Here is a 17,695-nt window from a genome sequence, read left to right as displayed (position 1 = left end):
ATTAGCTTTCGCATCACTGCCACCCGCGCCCGTCGGCCACTTGCGCCGCTGGCGTTCCCTGAGGCAGTCAGAGGCTGTGCACTACCTACCGATTCCGGGCCGATGTCGGCGAATCTGATTGTCTTCCAGAGCATTTGCGTCACCTCCTGTTTGCAACGTTCTGCGCTTCACGTGCGAGGCCGGGCGGGTTGATCGTTTGGGTTATCCGCCGACGACGAACAGGATGGTCGCCACCAGTGGTGAGGCGGCCGCGACGAGTCCGACCGAGATCAGTGCGTCTTGCAGCTCTTCCGATCCTTCGGACAAGTCGTTGGCGTAGCCGCGGCTCTTGGCTCGTTTCACCTTGAACGCGCCCACGATCACCCGCACCGAGGCACCGATGATCACCAGGGCCCACACGAACGCGACGATCCGTTTCCACGTCGCATCCAGAGCACCGCCGAACAACCCGAAATCCGGACTCACCCCACCCAATGGATTCTGGATCCCTTGCGCCGACGCCGGCACCACCCCGGCCCACGCCATCGCCATCACACCCGTCGTAACCACGAACACACCGCGGCAGTATCTCGACAGTCGTTGCCGCACATAGTCTTTACCCATCATCGCTTCACCTCCCGTCTGGTCCGCCGGTGCCGTTTGCCCGGCCGCCCTGTTGGTTTCGTCGGCTTGTCGGCCTCTCAACGCGATACCGCTGATGCCTTTCACCAGTCCGAACCCTGGTCATGAGTGGCAGCCCACGTCGGCGCCGGGTATCGCCCAGTCCGCGCCTCAGGCCGTTCGTGCCACGCGGAGGCCATCCAACGCCGACGGACGAGCGAGTCCCGCTCCTCGCTGAGTCGCCGCGAGTCGGGGACAAAGGCGGTTTCTATCGGTGCATGTTGTGCGGCAAGAGATTCCGCGACACCGTCGGCGACTGCGGCGGCGACGTGCATCCATGCCCGCCTCGTCGGCCCGGGCAACCGCGACACCACGATCCGCTCCCCACCTGCCAGCACCGGGTCGTAGGGCACACGAAGCACCTGCATGGCACCGGCTCGGTCCAACACGTCAGTGATTTCGGTCTGCCGGCCGGTGTCGCTGCGTTCTGCGAGCACGATGATCGCGTTGGCGGCCAGGGTTTCGTGCCCGGCGTCGGCGATGCCGTCGAGTAGCCGCAGGGCGGCCACGACGACGTCGCGGCGGTCCGTCACCGGTACCACGAGTTGAGTGGCGTTCTCGACACTCCAACGAAACGCGGGTGCACGTTCATTGTTCCCGGTATCGATGAGGATCATCGCGCGGTGCCGCCGCAAGACGGCCAAGATCGCCGCGCATTCCTCGCGACCGACAGTGATACTGCCGCCCGGGGTTTGGTCGGAGGCCAGTATTTCGTCCAGGCTCGGCTGACGTTGCAACATCCATCCAAGCGCGGAGGCATCCCCGTTGGCAGAGCACAACTCTCGCGCGTGCGCGAGTACGTCCCACACCGATTCCGGTCCACTGCACGTCGCGGCACGTGCGGCCAGGGTGCCGCAGGATTCATTGGCGTCCCAGGCCACCACCTGCCCGCCACGGCACCGGCCGAACAACGCCGATAAAACGACAGTCGCCGGTGTTACCCCCGATCCGCCCTTTGGGTTGGCCACCGTGATCACCGGTGTACCGGGTAGCGGCTGCCGGATCCGTTCCACCGCAACCCGATATGCAACTTCTGGGCTCGATCGGGCGGGCCTGAGCCGCAACCCGGCACGGTTGACGATGCCGCGCCACCCCCACTGAGCCGGATCGGTTTCCGCCGCTGGTGCAGGGCGAAGTAGCATCGACAACCGAATCTCCCGTGCAGCCGCGACATCGTGTGCGGACGGCGGTATCGGTGCCAAGTTCGATTCCCCGACCCCATACGGATCGTTCGACTCCGCCGGTGTTTCGGGGTCCCGCTCGGTCGGCCCGTCAAGGCCTCCGCCTGCGCTTTCCTCCGGCGGTGGCCGGCGAAGTCGTTGTCGCCGCAAGTCCACCGGCCGCTCGGCGGTGTACTCCGCTTCGGTATCAACGGCAGTAACACTGCTCTCGTCCAGTGCCGGCTCGCTGTTCTGCTGATCGGCCGCCGTCGCGTTTGGACTACCCTGCCCCCGGGTGCTCGGGCCGCTCATCGGCGCTCACTCCCGGCGGCGGCGTACTCGGCGGCCAGGCGCGGAATGGCTTTCACATAACCGAGCGTTTCCGCGTTCGGGCATACCCCGCCCTGATTGAGGGTGTAATCGGGCCCGCAGTTGTACATGCTCAACCACAACTCGGTCAGCTCACCGTGCAACTTCCCTTCCGCTACAGCGTCTTTGGCGATCCCGACCAGTTCACAGTCATAGGCTGCCTGCGACATCACCGCGTCGGGGATCGAGTAGATGTCGATGCGCCCGTCCCCATCACCGTCGATCCCGTGCCGGTTCCAGGTCTCCGGCATGAACTGCGCCGGGCCCTGCGCACCGGCCGGAGAGCCGGCGAACCGGTTGAATCCCGATTCCTGACGCAACTGCGCTGCCACCAGCGGCGCCGACACCTCGGCGCACGTACCCGCAGCCTTCCTGATCCAAGGTTCGTACTCACCGGGCACAGAACCCGACCGAATCGAAACCCCCTCCACCACAGCGGGTCTCGGATCGCACCCGACCATCGCTGTGGCCGGTCCCGGTTGCCACCGAGCGCGTGAACTCCGGCGGGAACCACCCGATGCAGCCGAATCCGCTACCGGCACCACCTGCGCGCTGGTCGATGACTTGGTCGCCTGCTCGAGCCACGGGATCGGGTCGATCTGTTGCCCACCTTGCAGCCGCCCGCCGGGTACGACCTCGAAATGCAGGTGGGGGCCACTGGATTCACCGTCGCTGCCGACAGCGCCGATCGGTTGTCCAGCGTGTACTTCGTCGCCGGTCCTGACGAAGACGCCACCGGCGCCCATGTGCCCGTACACCGTCGAGAGCGGAGCGCCGCCGTAGACGGTGTCGATGATGATCCAATGCCCGAACCCGTCAGCGGGGCCAGCCGCGGCCACTCGGCCGGCGGTGGACGCAAGGATCGGTGTCCCCGACGGGGCGGCGAAGTCGACACCCTTATGCGCTGCGCCGTCGCGCAATCCGAACAACGAGGACACCGTGTAGGTGCCTTCTGCCAGCGGCATTACAACCTCTCCCTTCGATATCGGCTGATATGTGCGGGGAATGTCGGGCAGGCAGTTCGGATTCGGCGGCTTGCGGTCTCCTGACCCGAGCATGAACGCGATGGCAGCTACCAGCGCCACACTGCCGACGCCGAGCAGCCCGATCAACGGGGCGGTCATCACACCACCCCCGCGACGATGCGGATACGAGCGGCAAACAAATCTGTCAGCCAGTCAACGGCATTGCGTTGCCCATCGACGAGATAGTGCTCATAGCCCTGATGAACGCCCGAGGCAAAGAAGTTCGCCGCGGTCATCCCGTCAGAGGTCAGCTGAGCAAGGGCGTCTCCCCCTTGCCCGGTGACGCTGTCGCTCACCTGCTGCGCCACCGCGCTCAAGCCCCTGGCACCGTTCGGTGCTGTCGGCGCGGGTGCGTCGCTGTGACTCTCGGTGCCGGCCAGCGTGTCGACCGCCAGGCTCACGAACCCGAGCATCGTCGGAGCCAGTCCGACCAACCGTGTCCCGACTTCTATCGGGTTGCCGCCCTTAGCGATCGACTCGGCAAGGCCCCACAAATCCTCCTGCAACCGCCCGACCTGACGGGCCAGCGCGACAACGTTCAAATTGTCCAAGAGCCCAATAAGCACCGACGCGGCCTGCGCGGCGCCGGAGGTATCCGGGATCATCGCGACCAGCTGCGACACCGTCCGCAGATCAACGCCGTCGGCCAGGACCACCAGTGGCTTGAACAGGGTGTTCAGCTCGCCGAACAAGCCATGCAGAGGCGTCACCTTGGCCACGACGTCGTCCGGCTCCATGACCACCGCGCCGATCCGCGAGATCACCTTCACGATCGCAGGAACGTTCGTCGCGAACTTCACCCCGTTCGTGGCCACATTGCTCACCTGACCGACCACGACTGAGGGCTTCAGGATGCCCAGCGCTCGCGATGCTTGCGCCAATGTCTCCGGCGAGGACGTGCCCACCGACCCGGTCAACGGCGCAGTTGCCGAAGCCAACTTGCTCGCGGCCGCCGCCGCGCGGTCGCTGCTCGGTGCGCCCACTGTGGTTCCGGCGAGTTCGGACAATGACGCCAGCGCAGCCGGCAGGTCCGACTGTGACAGTCCCCTGACCATCTCGCCGACCTCCCGTTGTGGTGATCCCGCAGCCTCATTCGCCCGTCCTGGCACTGCCTCGGGGTACGCCTTCGCCCACGACGCCAATTCGCCGAGCGGCCCTAATGCCGTCCGAACGTCGTGCACCGCCACCGAGACATCGTTCGAATCGATCCGTCCTCGCCCCGCGACGGCGGCGATCTTCTCGATCGCACTTTGTAGACGCGGTAGGTCGATGCCGCCGACATCGGTGACAAGCGACTGGATAAGTTGCGACGCTGGATCCGTCGCGTGGTCAGTTTCCTTCGTTGCAGCGGTGCCGACCGGTTGCGACAGGACCCGACCCAGCCCTGCGAGGATGGGGTTCGCCGACGCGTTGGTTGCGCAGTATTTATCTTGCTGTGCACAAATTTCGGCGGTCACGGCCGACAACGCGCAGAACCCGCCCGGGCGCGGACCCGCAATGCCCTCGCCTTCGACTTGCGGACCGACCAGCTTACCGCCGTCAGTCCCCTGTCTCGGGTCAGCGATCAACCCCACGGCCAACACCCGATCAGCGCTGACGGGGTCTCCCGAACAGCCGATCGATGCGGCCAGATCACCCAACGCATCCGCACCTTGCGAATAGCCGGCCAGCACGAACTTCGTCGCGCCGCAGCGCTGCCCGAACCCCTCGACGACCCGTCGCGCCGCGGCAAGCCCTGCGACTTTGCTGTTCCCGTACGCCATCCCGTCGAACGCCGCAGCCGGATAGGCCGGAAACCGGAAGGCGAACTTGTCGCCGAACTGCTCCGATAGATGGGTAGCGACCGGCCCCAGCAGCCCGACCGGCTGGGTTTCGTCCGCTCGCGCGTTCGTTTCCCAGGTACCTGGCACGAAGATCCCGACCACCGCCGGGCAGTCTGGTGCATTCAATCCTTCAGCCTGCCAAGGGCTTCCGGCAGACACACCTACCCCAGCCGTTAGACCGCCGAGCCAAAGGGCGCCCACAGTTCCGGCGATCAGCAGCCGTCTCGCTGGATACGATCCCGCCGAACACCCAACCGCCGACCTCACAAGGTCTCCCGACTGGTCGGCCGCTTCTGTCGTGCCACCCAGGCATCGACTGTCGAGGCTTCCAGTTTCAGGGGAGAGTTCTTTGCCGATCCCGATTTCCAAGCCCGCGAATACAGCTCGTGCCCAGCGACCCGCAAATGACGGATACGATCCGGTGAATCCCCTGTCCGTGCACTGATTTCCCGGATACGCAGAACCCGTTCCGCATGAATGCAGTTCGGGCTTTCGACTGGAAGATCACGCATACAACCACCTCCACAGGTCCAACTCACACACAATCCGCGCTCGAACCGTTCTCGGTCGAAAAGTCACGAATAGCCGCTTAATTCGCCACATCCGCCCCCGGACGAAACCGCTCACTTGCCATCCGTCCGCAGCAATACGGCACCGAAATATTCATTCCTCGCTTGGATTTGCGATTCGATGCTGGCGCAAGCCGCAACCACTCCACCGCTCCCTGTCACCTTCCAGTCGGCGACGTTCATGAACCAGTCGCCGTAGACGCCGGTCGTCGTCGACCTTCACGTCGTACAGCCGCTCCAAACGCTCACTGAGTCCCGCGTCCCGCAGGACAACGGGGCGCCGCCGATAACGTTGAACCACTGCATGTTCCGAGTCCGCATCAGGTAGATCAACGACTGCAACACCTTGCCGCGAGAGGTAGTTCATAGCGACCCCCTGCTCCGCCCAGCACCAAGAGACCCGAGACTTCCCTACCCGGAGGTTCATTGACTCTCTGGCCGAGCGCAGAGTTGCCGAGCCGGTCAGCAGTTCTCGCCGCTGCGAAATATGCGGCGTGCTGCGTGAATCGACGCCAGGAAGAGCGTCAGAATCGTCCGGCCGTCATCCGGTTCCGCATTGGCGGTTGCCGGGCATCCCCAGGAATGGGAGAAATTCTAATATACCTAAGATCGCCTAGACCGGCAATAGTTGTCAGCGATGAAAGCTCTATTATTCTGCGGCACAGAGTATTTCAGAGATTGACCGCCGTCAGCCTGATCATCGAGGGTTCCAGGTTATGTCGAAGACTGCCTGCGGCCGATCGGAGCGGGACAGAATCGTCCATTCGGCCCAAACTGTGTCCCAATGCTCATGCTCGGAGAAGCGCACGCGAACCCTGCAGCCGATAGTTTCGGCGCCTGCCAGCAGAGCCGCTCGACATCGCGCGATGGATTCCAGATCGCTCACGTGGACCTCAGGGGATCCATGACGCCATCGGCGCAGCGGTGTGTCATCGATCGCGATCCAATCGTGAACCAGCCAGCTTCCTACGTCTGTCAGTCCGATCGCGTGACCTTCCTGGATCGGTATACGACGAAGGGCAACAGCGTGGGTATCAAATCTGGGCGGTGGCTCCAGGTCAGTGACATCGTGAATCACCGCGCGAACGACATTTTCCGCCGCTGAACAACACCTCTTCGCAGCCACATAGACGTGACGCTTACCAAGGTCGCCGGCGGCCAGAATCGTCGCAGATCCCGTCCACTCGGCCGCCGACTCCACTGGATCGAACAGCGCAAGAAAGCCAGCCCGGTCCTCCCACCATTCGAAGCGGCACATCAGATCAGCGAGAGTGCGTTCTCGATGCACCCCTGCGTCTGCAATGCCCAGCATGCGCTCCGCGACCGTACCGGCCCTCGCGATGCCAGTACAGATGTTCCACTCGAGCGTGCCGATCGCTAGCGGCCGCGGCGCTCCGCATGACGCTGCACCGGCACACAGGAGCACCGCGTAAACGCCGCCCCTCGGCCCCTCCACCGGCAGCGCCATGAGGCGGACGGCCCCGCCGGTGGGCAGCTGTACAAGTCGCACCTCGGTATCAGCGGTGGCGACACATTGCTCGACGATCGCCGGGAGACTCCGCACCATCGATGCGGTTCTGGCAATGCTCACTCGCGTCAGATTTGCGAACCGGCGTCGATACGTCCCGTCGGCAATCACCGTTGGATGTGAAGCCCCGCGCAAGGTTTCGACCACTATCCACTGGGATGGCGCCGGCTTCCTTCGTCGCTTCGACACCGACGGAAGCCGCTTCGGCATGTCGCCAGGCGTTGGGCACGACCTACCGATGCCGGACATCGTCATCGCGCCCCCGTTCCGCTAGAGGAAACTCGGCTGAACGTTGCGTATCTGCTGCAGGCATGTCGTCCTCCTCTGCTTCGCCGATGGATAACCTCCCGGTCGGCATCGGGTGGGTAGCAAGATTGTCCGCGCCTTGCGCGACCACGACGTACTCACCACGTGCTGTAGTCAAAGGAGGCCCGCGACCGTCGACGCGGGGATCGTTCGTGCCGACCGCACGACAAGGGCTGGAAGGATTTTCGATCGAGGTAGTCATGGCGCATACCGTGCAGCTGTGAAGCGACATCCTCCGCGTAATAACGCTCCGGATCGTCGACTTGCCGAACGCTACAAGGTGCACCGACATCGATGCGCCAGGACCCCGCCGGTTGCGGGAACGTTGCTCTTACGGTTATAAACCCTGAAATCCACCTGACGCAAGGAATTTCACAGCAAGACGCTGCAGAAAAATACCCCTCCCCGATAACCCCGGATCGGACGAACCGGACATGTGGGATCTGCTGAATATTCGAACCCTGAGTTCAGATTCCAAGCCCTGAATACGTGCTCATTCCAAGGTGACCATGAGACGGTCCAGACCACGAATTAGTATGCTCGCCCGCCACGGCCCTATCGGTTCAGCCGATCGCATGCTTGGGAATCGAGTAAGCAGTTGCCGGATCGCGATCGTTCCTTCCATCCGCGCCAATGCCGCCCCCAGGCACTGATGAACGCCACCACCGAACGCGAGGTGACCACGGGTTTCACGATCGAGGTCGAAAACGTCCGAAGAGGCGAAGCGCTCTTCGTCTCGATCAGCGGCGGCCAAGGCGATGAGCACCACCTCGCCTCGGCCGATCGTGTGAGTTCCAGCCGGGATGTCCGCGGCCGCGTAGCGCAGGGTCGCGACATTGACCGGCCCATTGTGTCGCAACGTCTCTTCGACCAGACGCTCCGGAGATTCCAGCGCACTAGCTGCGGACACCGTGCCGTCAGCGACGGCCAGTGCAGCGTTCCCGATGAGATTGACCGTCGTCTCGTGACCCGCTACTAAGATCAGGAAAACCGTCGACACCAGCTCAGCGTCAGACAGCCGCTCGTCCCCGTCACCTGCAGCGATCAAGGCCGAGATCAGGTCGTCACGTGGGCTGCGACGACGCTCATCGACGAGCTCACGAAGATACTGCTCCAACTGCCGGCTGTCGCGCGCTACCGCGTCTGCGTCGCCGGCGACGACGTCGATGACCGAGTTCGTCCACGCTCGAAACACCTTACGATCGGCCACAGGAACACCGAGCAACTCGCAGATAACCGTTATCGGAATCGGTGCCGCGTACGCCTCAATCAGATCGAGTCGACCGGCCTCGCTGCGTGACATCTCGTCCAGCAAGGCATCGGTGATCTCGGTGACGCGCGGACACAAAGCCGCAACACGCATTGGCGTGAAGGCAGAAGACACGATACGTCGCAGCCGCGTGTGCCGCGGCGGGTCGGAGTTGAGCATGTGCGCGGTGATCCCGCCGCTGACGGTCGTCGCACCGGAACGGCCCGCGCCAGAGCGGGCAGCAACCCCCGCGGTCGTGCGAGCGTCCTTGCACAATGCGGGATTTCGCAACATCTCGACCGCGAGACCGTATCCGGTCACCAGCCACGCACGCATACCGTTGTCGAGAACTACCGGATGAAACGACCCTTTTTCATTCAGTACACGATAGAAGTCATACGGATCCTGAAAGAAGTTGCGTGGCAATGAGATGCACTCCGCTGACGCAGGTAGCACGGTTCATTCCATTCGTCCAGTTAGCAGAACTGCTAATCTTCGAATTATGCCGAGCAGCTGGTTGCTGATTGAAACACTGGATCAACGCGCCCCATCGGTGATCGCTCAAGGAGACGCGGTCAAAGCGATGGTGCCGATCGAAACTTTCTTCAAGCGTAGCAAGGCGAAGCATGCTCTGGCCGCACTCATCTCGCATGCCTGCAAGTCCGCCGACCAGCAACAGACCGATCTACCCGGAGACAAACACGCGATCGCCGAACCGATCTGCAACGACTGGGGACAGGTCCACGGCGTGTGGCTACGCTCCGCCGACGTCACGGACACGCTCGCCTCTCCACACAACCGCGCCTGGGCCTTCGTCTGGAACCTGACCCGAGGCACAGTGACTCGCAGCAAAAGGCTTGTACCCGAAGGCTCCACCGAGGAACACGAACCCAGAGAATGGACCATCGCCGAAGCCTTCAGCGTTCTCGAAACAGGCAGCGACGCATCCGAAACCCTGGTCAAGGTCATCAACGCCGCACCTGGCACCCGCCACCAAACCACCTGGCCGCAGAAGCGACCTGATGGCACACGCCATGACATCAACTTCGCGGTCCGGATCTCATCAGAACCACCGCCCGACTCCCCCGCCGGCAGTCCCCCTGAACACATACTCCGCGGAATCTCCCACGACCTCGGACCAGCCGAGCAGCGCGACGACCCTCAATCGCCGATCATGCTCGCAGAACTGGTCGCCGCGACTACCGCCGAACCCGGAGAGTACCGCGCCATCTTCGAACTTCGGCCCCTCCGTCTGCTGCGCTGGTACGGCGAACCCTGCCCCGACCTCGCCTGGGAATACGACGAAATCAAACGTCAAGGCCGCCCACAGCTACACCCAGACGACCGTGCGATCGTCCGGCGAATGCAGCACGACCTCGACAGTGGGCGTGCTTTTGGCAGAATCCGCCTTCTCACCAGATCCGGCGACTACAAACCATTCGACGTCGTCGCCAAACTCATCGTCCTCAACCGCTCCACCACAGCGGCACTCCTCACGGTCCGAAAGGCATGAGTGACCCTATACCAGCGCCACCGACGCCCGGCCAATAGCCAGCCCGTCACCAACCTCGCCGGTCCGTCCATTGTTAAGCTTCCGCCCTCCGCCATGGTTTCACCGCAGGTGCGATCGTCTAGATGGCACTCGCTCCGCACACTATCCCGACCGGCCGTTTCTCGGTCGACATAGTGGTTGGAGCCCCATTATGCCGTCGACCGTTCGACTCGAAGCGTCTCGTGGACACCCGCTTCTGCCGATTTCCGGGCTAACCAGCAGGTTGAGCGCGGGCCGTAGGCCGCAAGTTTCGTTGGACGCTTCAAGCTACTGCCGCGGCGCGTTTGGAATGACCACCGACTAACGTCTTGCCATTTTAAGGCCGCTCTACTCAAGGTAAACGTGATTGCGTCGCGCGCTCAGGTCTTAAACCGCAAGCGCTGAAGTTGAGCTAGATTTATGCGGTTATTGATGGTATCTGGATGTTGCGGACCTAATATTCGCAACCGGTCGATAAGCAACTGCTCAAATTCTTGGATCGCACCCACCAAATCTCCGTTCTCTGCGCGCCAGCCCGCTAGATTGTTGCGGATCACTAGGGTGGCGGGATGATCATCACCGGTCACTCGGACCTGGTCCGCAAGCAACTGCTCGTACTCACGGACTGCACGCACCGGATCGCCACTCACTCCATGCAAGTGAGCCAAGGTGGCCCGAACAACGAGAGTATGGGGATGTTTGGCACCTGAAATTCGCAAACGGTCGGTAAGCAGCTGCTCGAATTCGTGGATAGCACCTGCCGTGTCTCCGCTTTCCCCACGCCAGCGGGCTAAATTGTTGCGGACGGTGAGGGTAAGGGGATCGTCTGCGCCTACAATTCGTAACCGATCTGCAAGCAGCTGCTCATATTCTCGGATAGCGCCCGAAACGTCCCCACTCGCCCCGCGTATAGCGGCTAGGTTGTTGCGAGTACCGTGAGTATTTGGATGATCCGCTCCGATTGCCCGCGTCTGATCGATAAGGAGGTGCTCAAATTCACGGACCGCGCCTGCGGCGTCCCCACTGCCCCCACGCAAGTAGGCCAGGTTATTCCGGACAGCAAGGGTGCTGTCATCGTATGCACCTACAACTCGTATCTGGTCGCCGAGCAACTCCTCCAGTTCACGGATCGCACCACCTACATCCCCACTCTCGCCACGCCAGCGGGCCAGGAGAGCACGGGTAGCAAGGGTATCCGGATCATCGACACCCGACACCCGCACTCGGTCGGCGAGCAACTCCTCCAGTTCACGGACCGCACCACCTACATCCCCACTCTCGCCACGCCAGCGGGCCAGGAGAGCACGGGTAGCAAGGGTATCCGAATCATCGACACCCGACACCCGCACTCGGTCGGCGAGCAACTCCTCCAGTTCACGGACCGCACCACCTACATCCCCACTCTCCCCACGCCAGCGCGCAGCGAAAATACGGACGATCAACGTTGCTGGATGGTCTTCGCCGAGAGTGCTGGCAAAGAGTGGCAGACATGATGCCCATGTATCTCGGTTGTCTGCCGCCCGTGTTGTTTGCAGGGCGATGATCAGCAGCAAAGCGGCTTCCGGATTGCCGTATGCGAGATGGTGGCGCACTCCGGCACCACGGGCATACGAGTACACACGTTCGCTTGTGATGGTGTCGATTGCGACGGCGATTGCGCGATGTGCGTCTGAAATAGAGAACTTGAAGCGTTCGACCTCTTTGACGGTAGGTCTGACGAATTCAGCGTGCGCTAAACCGAGCAACTCTTCATTGGTTCCAGGTTCGCTACGGCTAATCAACGCGCCCAAACGAACGACCTGGTCCCGTATTTCACCAAAAGAAAGTGGACAGCCGAGCTCGGACAGCGCAGTAGCGACCACCTCTATTGGCAGCACAGGTCCCGATCCCGCCGCCGCTAGTACCGCTAACAGTGCTGGGACTGGCGGAGGTGCCGCCGCCCGCGTCACCGTCGGATGACCTGGCGGATACGATGCGTCACCAGTTCGCCTACACTGACACCAGTCCGAAGGTGTAGCACTGTTTCGGTGTCAAGCTCCGTCAACAACCGGGCAAGGAGCCATCCTCCAGCATCGGAACTGTTCAATAACCGCTCCACGCGCTGAACCCATTCAGCCGGGTCTTGATCACCAACGACCCTCGTGTGAGCAGCCGCAACAGCCTTAGCCAGCTCCTCGACAGTTGGTGGCGGTATGAGGACTCGGTACATCTCGGAGAACGCCGAGCGGTTCTCGATTCCGTGACCAGTCCGTACACCGACGATCACCCTGACATGCGCTAAATCAACACGACGAACCAACTTCTCAATCGCAAATTCGATCAACTTAAACGTGCCGGTCTCGGCCTGGTCTATCCCGTCGATGACGATCGTGACTGGCAGTCCAAAGGTGTCGATTCTCGCCAACGGCTCAATGACCATCACGTCGAACGTATCGTTCTCATCGCTTTGAGAAACCTCCGTTAGCGCGGCCTCCGCGGCAAGGGCGAACCCCGGGATGCGGCGTGACAACTGCTGGGATAGTTCCTCGCTCAGCGACTCCATCGAAGTCGCTATCGAGACGAACGCTGCAGCCGCGACATAGTCGGCGGTGAAATGACCCCGACCCAAAACATTCGGACGGATCAGCAGCGACAACAACGTCGATTTACCTGAACCAGCCAAACCGATCACGCCGCGTAACCGCAGATGTGTGGTGTTGTATACGTCCACCACGCACCGTCGCAAAGTATCGGTCACGATGACCCCATCGGTTAACGCATCAACCAGACCCGCCATTGGGCGGTTCCACACTGCGTCATCACGCCGGGAAATATTCGGCACCAGCCACAAGCCGGGGTCACCACCGTAAGCCACACCGAAGTGTCCGGGCACCTGGAGTGGGCATCCCGTTTGAAGCGGATCCAAAAGATACACCGGCAGCAGATTCTCACCGCGCGCCGGCAGACCATGCTCGAAGACCGCCAGCATGGTCCGCGTGAAGCACCCGTCGTAGGCACTGTGCCGACCTGATGCAACGAGCAGCTCCATCCGCTGGGCGGCGAGATCGACGCGATCGGTCAACCTGCGGGTTGCGCCCACGACACCATCTTGCGCCTCGCACGCATCGACCAGCACGATTAGACCATCGACGCGATGCTGGTCGAGTTGTTCACTGAGAACCTGAACCAGATGTAGGGCATGGCTAGAAGCTGGGGGGAACCGCGAGTCCCGCGCCATTAGATAGTAGTTCTCGGCACCCGTGGCAACTCCATGACCGACGAAACTGATCAACAACGTCGCCTGGCACTTTGCCGCAGCAGCGAAAGCTGCCTCCAGCGCCGAAATCAGCTCCGTCGCAGATGGACTCAACAGCGGACCCGGCCGACTCCATGCCGACTCCCACCCTCCGAATTCATTCAACTTGGAGTACAGTGCGGTGGCTAATTCCTCCACACAGCCGAGCCGCGGCAACGCATCGCACTCCGACCCCACCACAAGCGCCATCCGCCCGCTCATTCAGACGACCTTACTCTTCGAGAGTGGTCTCAATCGGTCAGCGCAACACTTGATTGTCGGACGAACCCGGGATGTGCTGAGTTGACCGGAACGGCCTAATCCGAAGCAGGCGTCGATGAAGTCTGGCAGCGGTGGCGTGCAGGCCAAGCGATGAAGGTCCTGGCCCGCGAGATCAGTCGGCATCCATTGGCCGTGCGTGATCTGCTCAAACGCTGTGGCGGGGTCCTGCCGGGGCCCCGCCGTCGCGTGCTGTTCCTTGTCATTGGAAGGCGATCTGGTCTTCGGTCGAGACGTATCCCCCGGTCGCCACACACTGGCAGCATACGCGGTCTTGACCACACTCAATCTCTCTCTGCTCTCTGGGACGGGCCCCTCAACGGTCACCCGCGAAGTCACTCGCAACGGCGGTCGGCGCCGATATCATGGGGGCGTGGCGCGAGCGGTGCGACCGAAACCCACGAAGCTGGCGCAGGATCGGCGCTTAGGCAACCTAGTCTCTGCACTGTTAGCCAGGCGGTGGTCACCGCAGCAGATCGCGGGGTGGCTGCACCGAAGTCGCCAGGCCAATATGGGCTACGTGCCGCACGAGACCATCTGTCGGTCGTTGTTCATCCAGGCCGGCGGCGACCTGCGCCACGAAACCGACACGGTTCTTGCGGACCCGGCGGGCGATGCGCCGATCGGCCGCGACCAGGCTGTCCGACGGACGCGGAGGCCGAGCCTGTCTTTCAGCATCGCCAACGTGCGTGACGTGCGCGAATGCCAGGTATTCAGGCCTGCGGGATAGGCTGTGCTCGTACGTGGCGAGGGCGCTGGACTGCCTGTATGGTGCGCTGGTTGTAGACGACACCGGGTTCCTGAGAAGGTGCCCAGTCCGCGGGTGTGCAGCGGCAAGTACTCCGGCACCGCCGGACGTGACCCACACCCTCACACGCGCACTGGCCACCTGCCGATGGCCGCGGCACCTCGCCGCGCCCAACGGGTGAACCGGCCACCTATTCGCCCCTGCAGCCAATCCAGCTCCGCTGCAACCAGATCCACACCACCCAGGCAAACTACCCCGGCCGAGTGCCGTTGCAGTATTAGCCTCGAATCGGCGCGAGGTAGCTTGCCAAGTCGTTGGCGTTGAGTTTGTGATCGGCCAAGAGCCGGCCTATAACTTCACTACGCGTGCGATCGACCACCGCGACAGATACGCTGAATGCTCGAACGTTATCCGTAAGCTGCTTCAATCCCGCCTCAGTGAGGGCCTTCGCTCCAACTGGAGCAGTCGCGTCTTTGTACAGAGTGTTGGCGGGATGAATCATCACGGGCAGCCCCGTGCACGTGTCAGCGTATCGCTTCTTAAACCACAGTTCAGCTACTGCTAGTTGCGCTGCATCGCGCTTTCCAATCTTTGTACTTGTTGCACCGCTCTTGGCTTCTATTACCCAGTACTGACCTTCGCCGAGCGACCAAAGGTTATCAGGACCTTCACCTATCTCATTTTCTGGTCGTTGGGATTCGAAACCAAGGACCAAGCCCAGTTGTAGCAAGGCGGCCTCAAATTCTTCCGTTCGCGCCGGGTCGAACTTTAGATCGTCCAGCATCTCTTCGAAACCCAGTCGAATCGCGGACGAACCAGAAGCAAACATCGTCGTCAACCTCCGCGCGCATGTGTCAGCCTGATCATCGGAGGTTGCGATCGTGCGGATGGTTAAAGCCGACAACGGGCGGAGCGTATGAGTGTTCTCCGTTCGCGCAACACGGAGGACGTCCTGAGCTTGCGATGGGTCTATTTGGTCAAGGTAAATGGCGTGTTGCTGACGCAACCATCCCTTCAGTTTGACGTCATCCTCGGCCTCGACTGCATCAGCAAGCAGCTTAGCGGCTGTCACGAAGCCTCCCATGACGGCGGCGTCAAAGGCATGTCGGAGCGGAGCTGCGAATTGGCTGACAAAGCCAGGCTGGGGCGCAATGCCGTGTAACTTTGACTTAGCCAGTCGAACCCAGTCGGAATCACGCGACAGGGCCTGTTTTGCAGTATCCATTATTTCGCCGATAGGTTTGGCTCCCATGCTTGTCGTGACGGTTCGCGATAATTCCAGTTGAGCCTGAGTCGCGGGACTAAACCGCTTCAACGTTCTAGGATCGATAGTCAGTTTCGCGAGTCTCGGACCGATAAGAATTACCACGCAATGATCTTCGTTGCTGCGCACCCCGCGCCCAATTCCTTGTTCGATCCGCTGCACTTGTCGGTCGTCGACCCCCGATTCTCGGCTGGTAAGCAACGACTGAAGTCTTTCGTCGCCGGAGAATGAACCCGGTAGTCCATCGAGCACAAGAACTCGACATGCGTCCTGGGGCAGATCAATGCCGTCGTATCGGTTCGTCAGTACCACAAGTCCTACATGCACGCCGGATTTCATCCTCTTAACTACCGCAACGATTTGCTCATTGGTAGTCGGCGCTTCGTCTGCATAGGCAGCCCAACGGGATCGAGATGGCGCGCTAGGAACGACTACCACCGTATTGTAGGACCGACTCAACGCGGCAACTTCTTTTCGAATTTCGTCACCAGATACCGCCGGGTTAATCTCCTGGGGCGCGAGAATCATGCGCTCGCCTATATCGCCCGCAGTTAGAGGTGTGATCGGTTTCGCGACACTTTCAGGCAAGGCGCCGAAATCCGTCACTAGAACGCTGTCGTCAGAGAGCGTGGCGGTGAGATAGATCCTTCTTTTTGCTTGAGAAAACGCAGTCACATGCCCAATAGGCGGACACGGCGGAGTGATTGCAATCTCTCTTGAAGTTATAACTATTCGACAGATTGCCAGGACTTCTTGAACGGCGGGCCATGGCCAATACAGCGATGATCCGTACTTGGTCGCCTCAGAACGAAGCAGTTCACGGAGACGATCAGCCTTATGCCGTATCGCCCAGAAAGGCACGCTCAGCAGCGCGCTTTCGTAGTTCCCTTCCCGAATGTCCGCCAACGAGTCGGCAGACTGCTGCTTCAAATCCTCTTCGAAAAGATCAATTACTGGGATGAAGACGTTGCTGGAAGACGGGATGCTAAGAGAAAGCGTTTGATGGAGGGTTGAGAGTGCCGCATGCGCATCGTCGATTACTACTGATCCTATCGGCGCCATTGGCGCTGATACGCGTTTCTCTGAAAATACCGTCCTGCCGTTGAATAGCTTGTGCGTGTTCACCACGGCTATTGCCTCGGATCGAAGATACTTCGCGTCGTCCGGGTCGGTTACAACTGCAATTCCGAGATTGTGCGCTTCATCAAGCAGTTGGGTTTCCATGTAGCCTCCGCCGGGGGTTACATAAAGCGCGGGACCCAAGCCCTCGTTGAGGTAGCTTTGCAGGATAACCAGTCCATCAATCGTTTTCCCTCCGCCGGTATTCACTTTAATCACCAGATCACGCTCGGTTCGCCGAGCATGCCACCCTGTCAGGACTTGGGCCTGAACATCGCGGAGATAGCCGTATCCTGGCATCTTTCCAGGTAGTTGTTCGTACAGGTCCCGAGGTTCGGTCGGTAGCGGTGCCGAGCCTTGTGCGAGCAATTTTCCGAAGTCCACATCAACCTCCCGCTAGCGAACCTGACGGACGGCAAGCTTAGCCGTTCGATTCCAGTATTTTCACGAAGTCCTGCTGCAAACTACGGTGATCTCGCCCGGGACCGGGTAGCGATCCGGCCGTCGTGGGCGCCCGGCCCCGGGCACTGGCCGCTGGCCCGGCGTTCGCATGTGGTGGTGCCTGGTCATCAACCACGCCTGGGACGAACACAGCGCCTGGCCCGACCACTACCGCAGCCGCGAGACCACCCCGGCTTGACAACTCACCCGCGTGGGATGTCTATGTCTCGATCTGGACCCGGGTGGGCGTATGTGGCGGAGCATGATGGACGGGGGTCTGCGGGGGCATGCAGATACCGCGAGTCTGCCGTGCAGCACATTTTTGAAGGACCGGATGGTCGGTTAACCCC

11 protein-coding genes are annotated in these 17,695 nt (G+C 61.5%); 2 read left to right on the top strand and 9 right to left on the bottom strand.

Annotated elements, in window-relative coordinates; genetic code table 11:
• Positions 1–201: 201 nt before the first annotated feature.
• From F3087_RS44965 to F3087_RS44940, 6 genes are all read right to left on the bottom strand, one after another.
• Entirely contained in the window at positions 202–708 is a 507-nt protein-coding gene (locus F3087_RS44965) for a hypothetical protein (protein ID WP_150408337.1), read from the bottom strand.
• Positions 705–1,400, bottom strand: coding sequence for a MinD/ParA family ATP-binding protein (locus F3087_RS44960; protein WP_150408336.1), 696 nt, complete (start codon positions 1,398–1,400; stop codon positions 705–707). The genes F3087_RS44965 and F3087_RS44960 overlap by 4 nt, the downstream gene beginning before the upstream one ends.
• 728 nt (positions 1,401–2,128) lie before the next feature.
• Positions 2,129–3,313 (bottom strand): M23 family metallopeptidase, encoded by a 1,185-nt coding sequence (locus F3087_RS44955; RefSeq protein ID WP_150408335.1) that lies wholly within the window; start codon positions 3,311–3,313, stop codon positions 2,129–2,131.
• Entirely contained in the window at positions 3,313–5,139 is a 1,827-nt protein-coding gene (locus F3087_RS44950) for a cutinase family protein (RefSeq protein ID WP_191094471.1), read from the bottom strand. The genes F3087_RS44955 and F3087_RS44950 overlap by 1 nt, the downstream gene beginning before the upstream one ends.
• 1,164 nt (positions 5,140–6,303) lie before the next feature.
• Positions 6,304–7,344, bottom strand: a complete 1,041-nt coding sequence (locus tag F3087_RS44945; RefSeq protein WP_223885832.1) for a GAF domain-containing protein — start codon at positions 7,342–7,344, stop codon at positions 6,304–6,306.
• 589 nt (positions 7,345–7,933) lie between these two features.
• Positions 7,934–9,115, bottom strand: a complete 1,182-nt coding sequence (locus F3087_RS44940) for a cytochrome P450 family protein (RefSeq protein WP_150408332.1) — start codon at positions 9,113–9,115, stop codon at positions 7,934–7,936.
• 76 nt (positions 9,116–9,191) lie between these two features.
• Between F3087_RS44940 and F3087_RS44935 the strand changes: the two genes are divergently transcribed.
• On the top strand, positions 9,192–10,202 hold the full coding sequence (locus F3087_RS44935) for a GAF domain-containing protein (protein WP_150408331.1): 1,011 nt from the start codon (positions 9,192–9,194) through the stop codon (positions 10,200–10,202).
• 398 nt (positions 10,203–10,600) lie between these two features.
• Here the strand turns inward: F3087_RS44935 and F3087_RS44930 are convergent, their stop codons facing one another.
• The gene (locus tag F3087_RS44930; protein WP_191094469.1) at positions 10,601–12,097 is read right to left on the bottom strand and encodes a tetratricopeptide repeat protein; all 1,497 of its coding nucleotides are present in this window, start codon (positions 12,095–12,097) and stop codon (positions 10,601–10,603) included.
• 68 nt (positions 12,098–12,165) lie between these two features.
• Complete coding sequence (locus F3087_RS44925; protein WP_150408329.1) at positions 12,166–13,716, bottom strand: ATP-binding protein; 1,551 nt, start codon at positions 13,714–13,716, stop codon at positions 12,166–12,168.
• 430 nt (positions 13,717–14,146) lie between these two features.
• Between F3087_RS44925 and F3087_RS44920 the strand changes: the two genes are divergently transcribed.
• Positions 14,147–14,503 carry a hypothetical protein gene (locus F3087_RS44920; protein WP_150408328.1) on the top strand — a complete coding sequence of 119 codons (357 nt, stop codon included), beginning with the start codon at positions 14,147–14,149 and terminating at the stop codon, positions 14,501–14,503.
• A 295-nt stretch (positions 14,504–14,798) separates the two neighbouring features.
• Here the strand turns inward: F3087_RS44920 and F3087_RS44915 are convergent, their stop codons facing one another.
• A complete protein-coding gene (locus F3087_RS44915; protein ID WP_223885828.1) occupies positions 14,799–17,123 on the bottom strand; it encodes a helicase C-terminal domain-containing protein in 2,325 nt (774 codons plus the stop codon).
• Positions 17,124–17,695 lie beyond the last annotated feature (572 nt).

Source organism: Nocardia colli (genome assembly GCF_008704205.1).
GTDB lineage: Bacteria > Actinomycetota > Actinomycetes > Mycobacteriales > Mycobacteriaceae > Nocardia > Nocardia colli.
Note: the sequence above shows the minus strand (reverse complement) of the source record. Positions and strands in the feature narration are given on the sequence as shown.

Coding starts and splice junctions, on each gene's coding strand:
- F3087_RS44960 (WP_150408336.1), bottom strand. CDS start 1,400: ATGTTGCAACGTCAGCCGAGCCTGGACGAAATACTGGCCTCCGACCAA.
- F3087_RS44955 (WP_150408335.1), bottom strand. CDS start 3,313: ATGACCGCCCCGTTGATCGGGCTGCTCGGCGTCGGCAGTGTGGCGCTG.
- F3087_RS44945 (WP_223885832.1), bottom strand. CDS start 7,344: ATGCCGAAGCGGCTTCCGTCGGTGTCGAAGCGACGAAGGAAGCCGGCG.
- F3087_RS44935 (WP_150408331.1), top strand. CDS start 9,192: ATGCCGAGCAGCTGGTTGCTGATTGAAACACTGGATCAACGCGCCCCA.
- F3087_RS44925 (WP_150408329.1), bottom strand. CDS start 13,716: ATGAGCGGGCGGATGGCGCTTGTGGTGGGGTCGGAGTGCGATGCGTTG.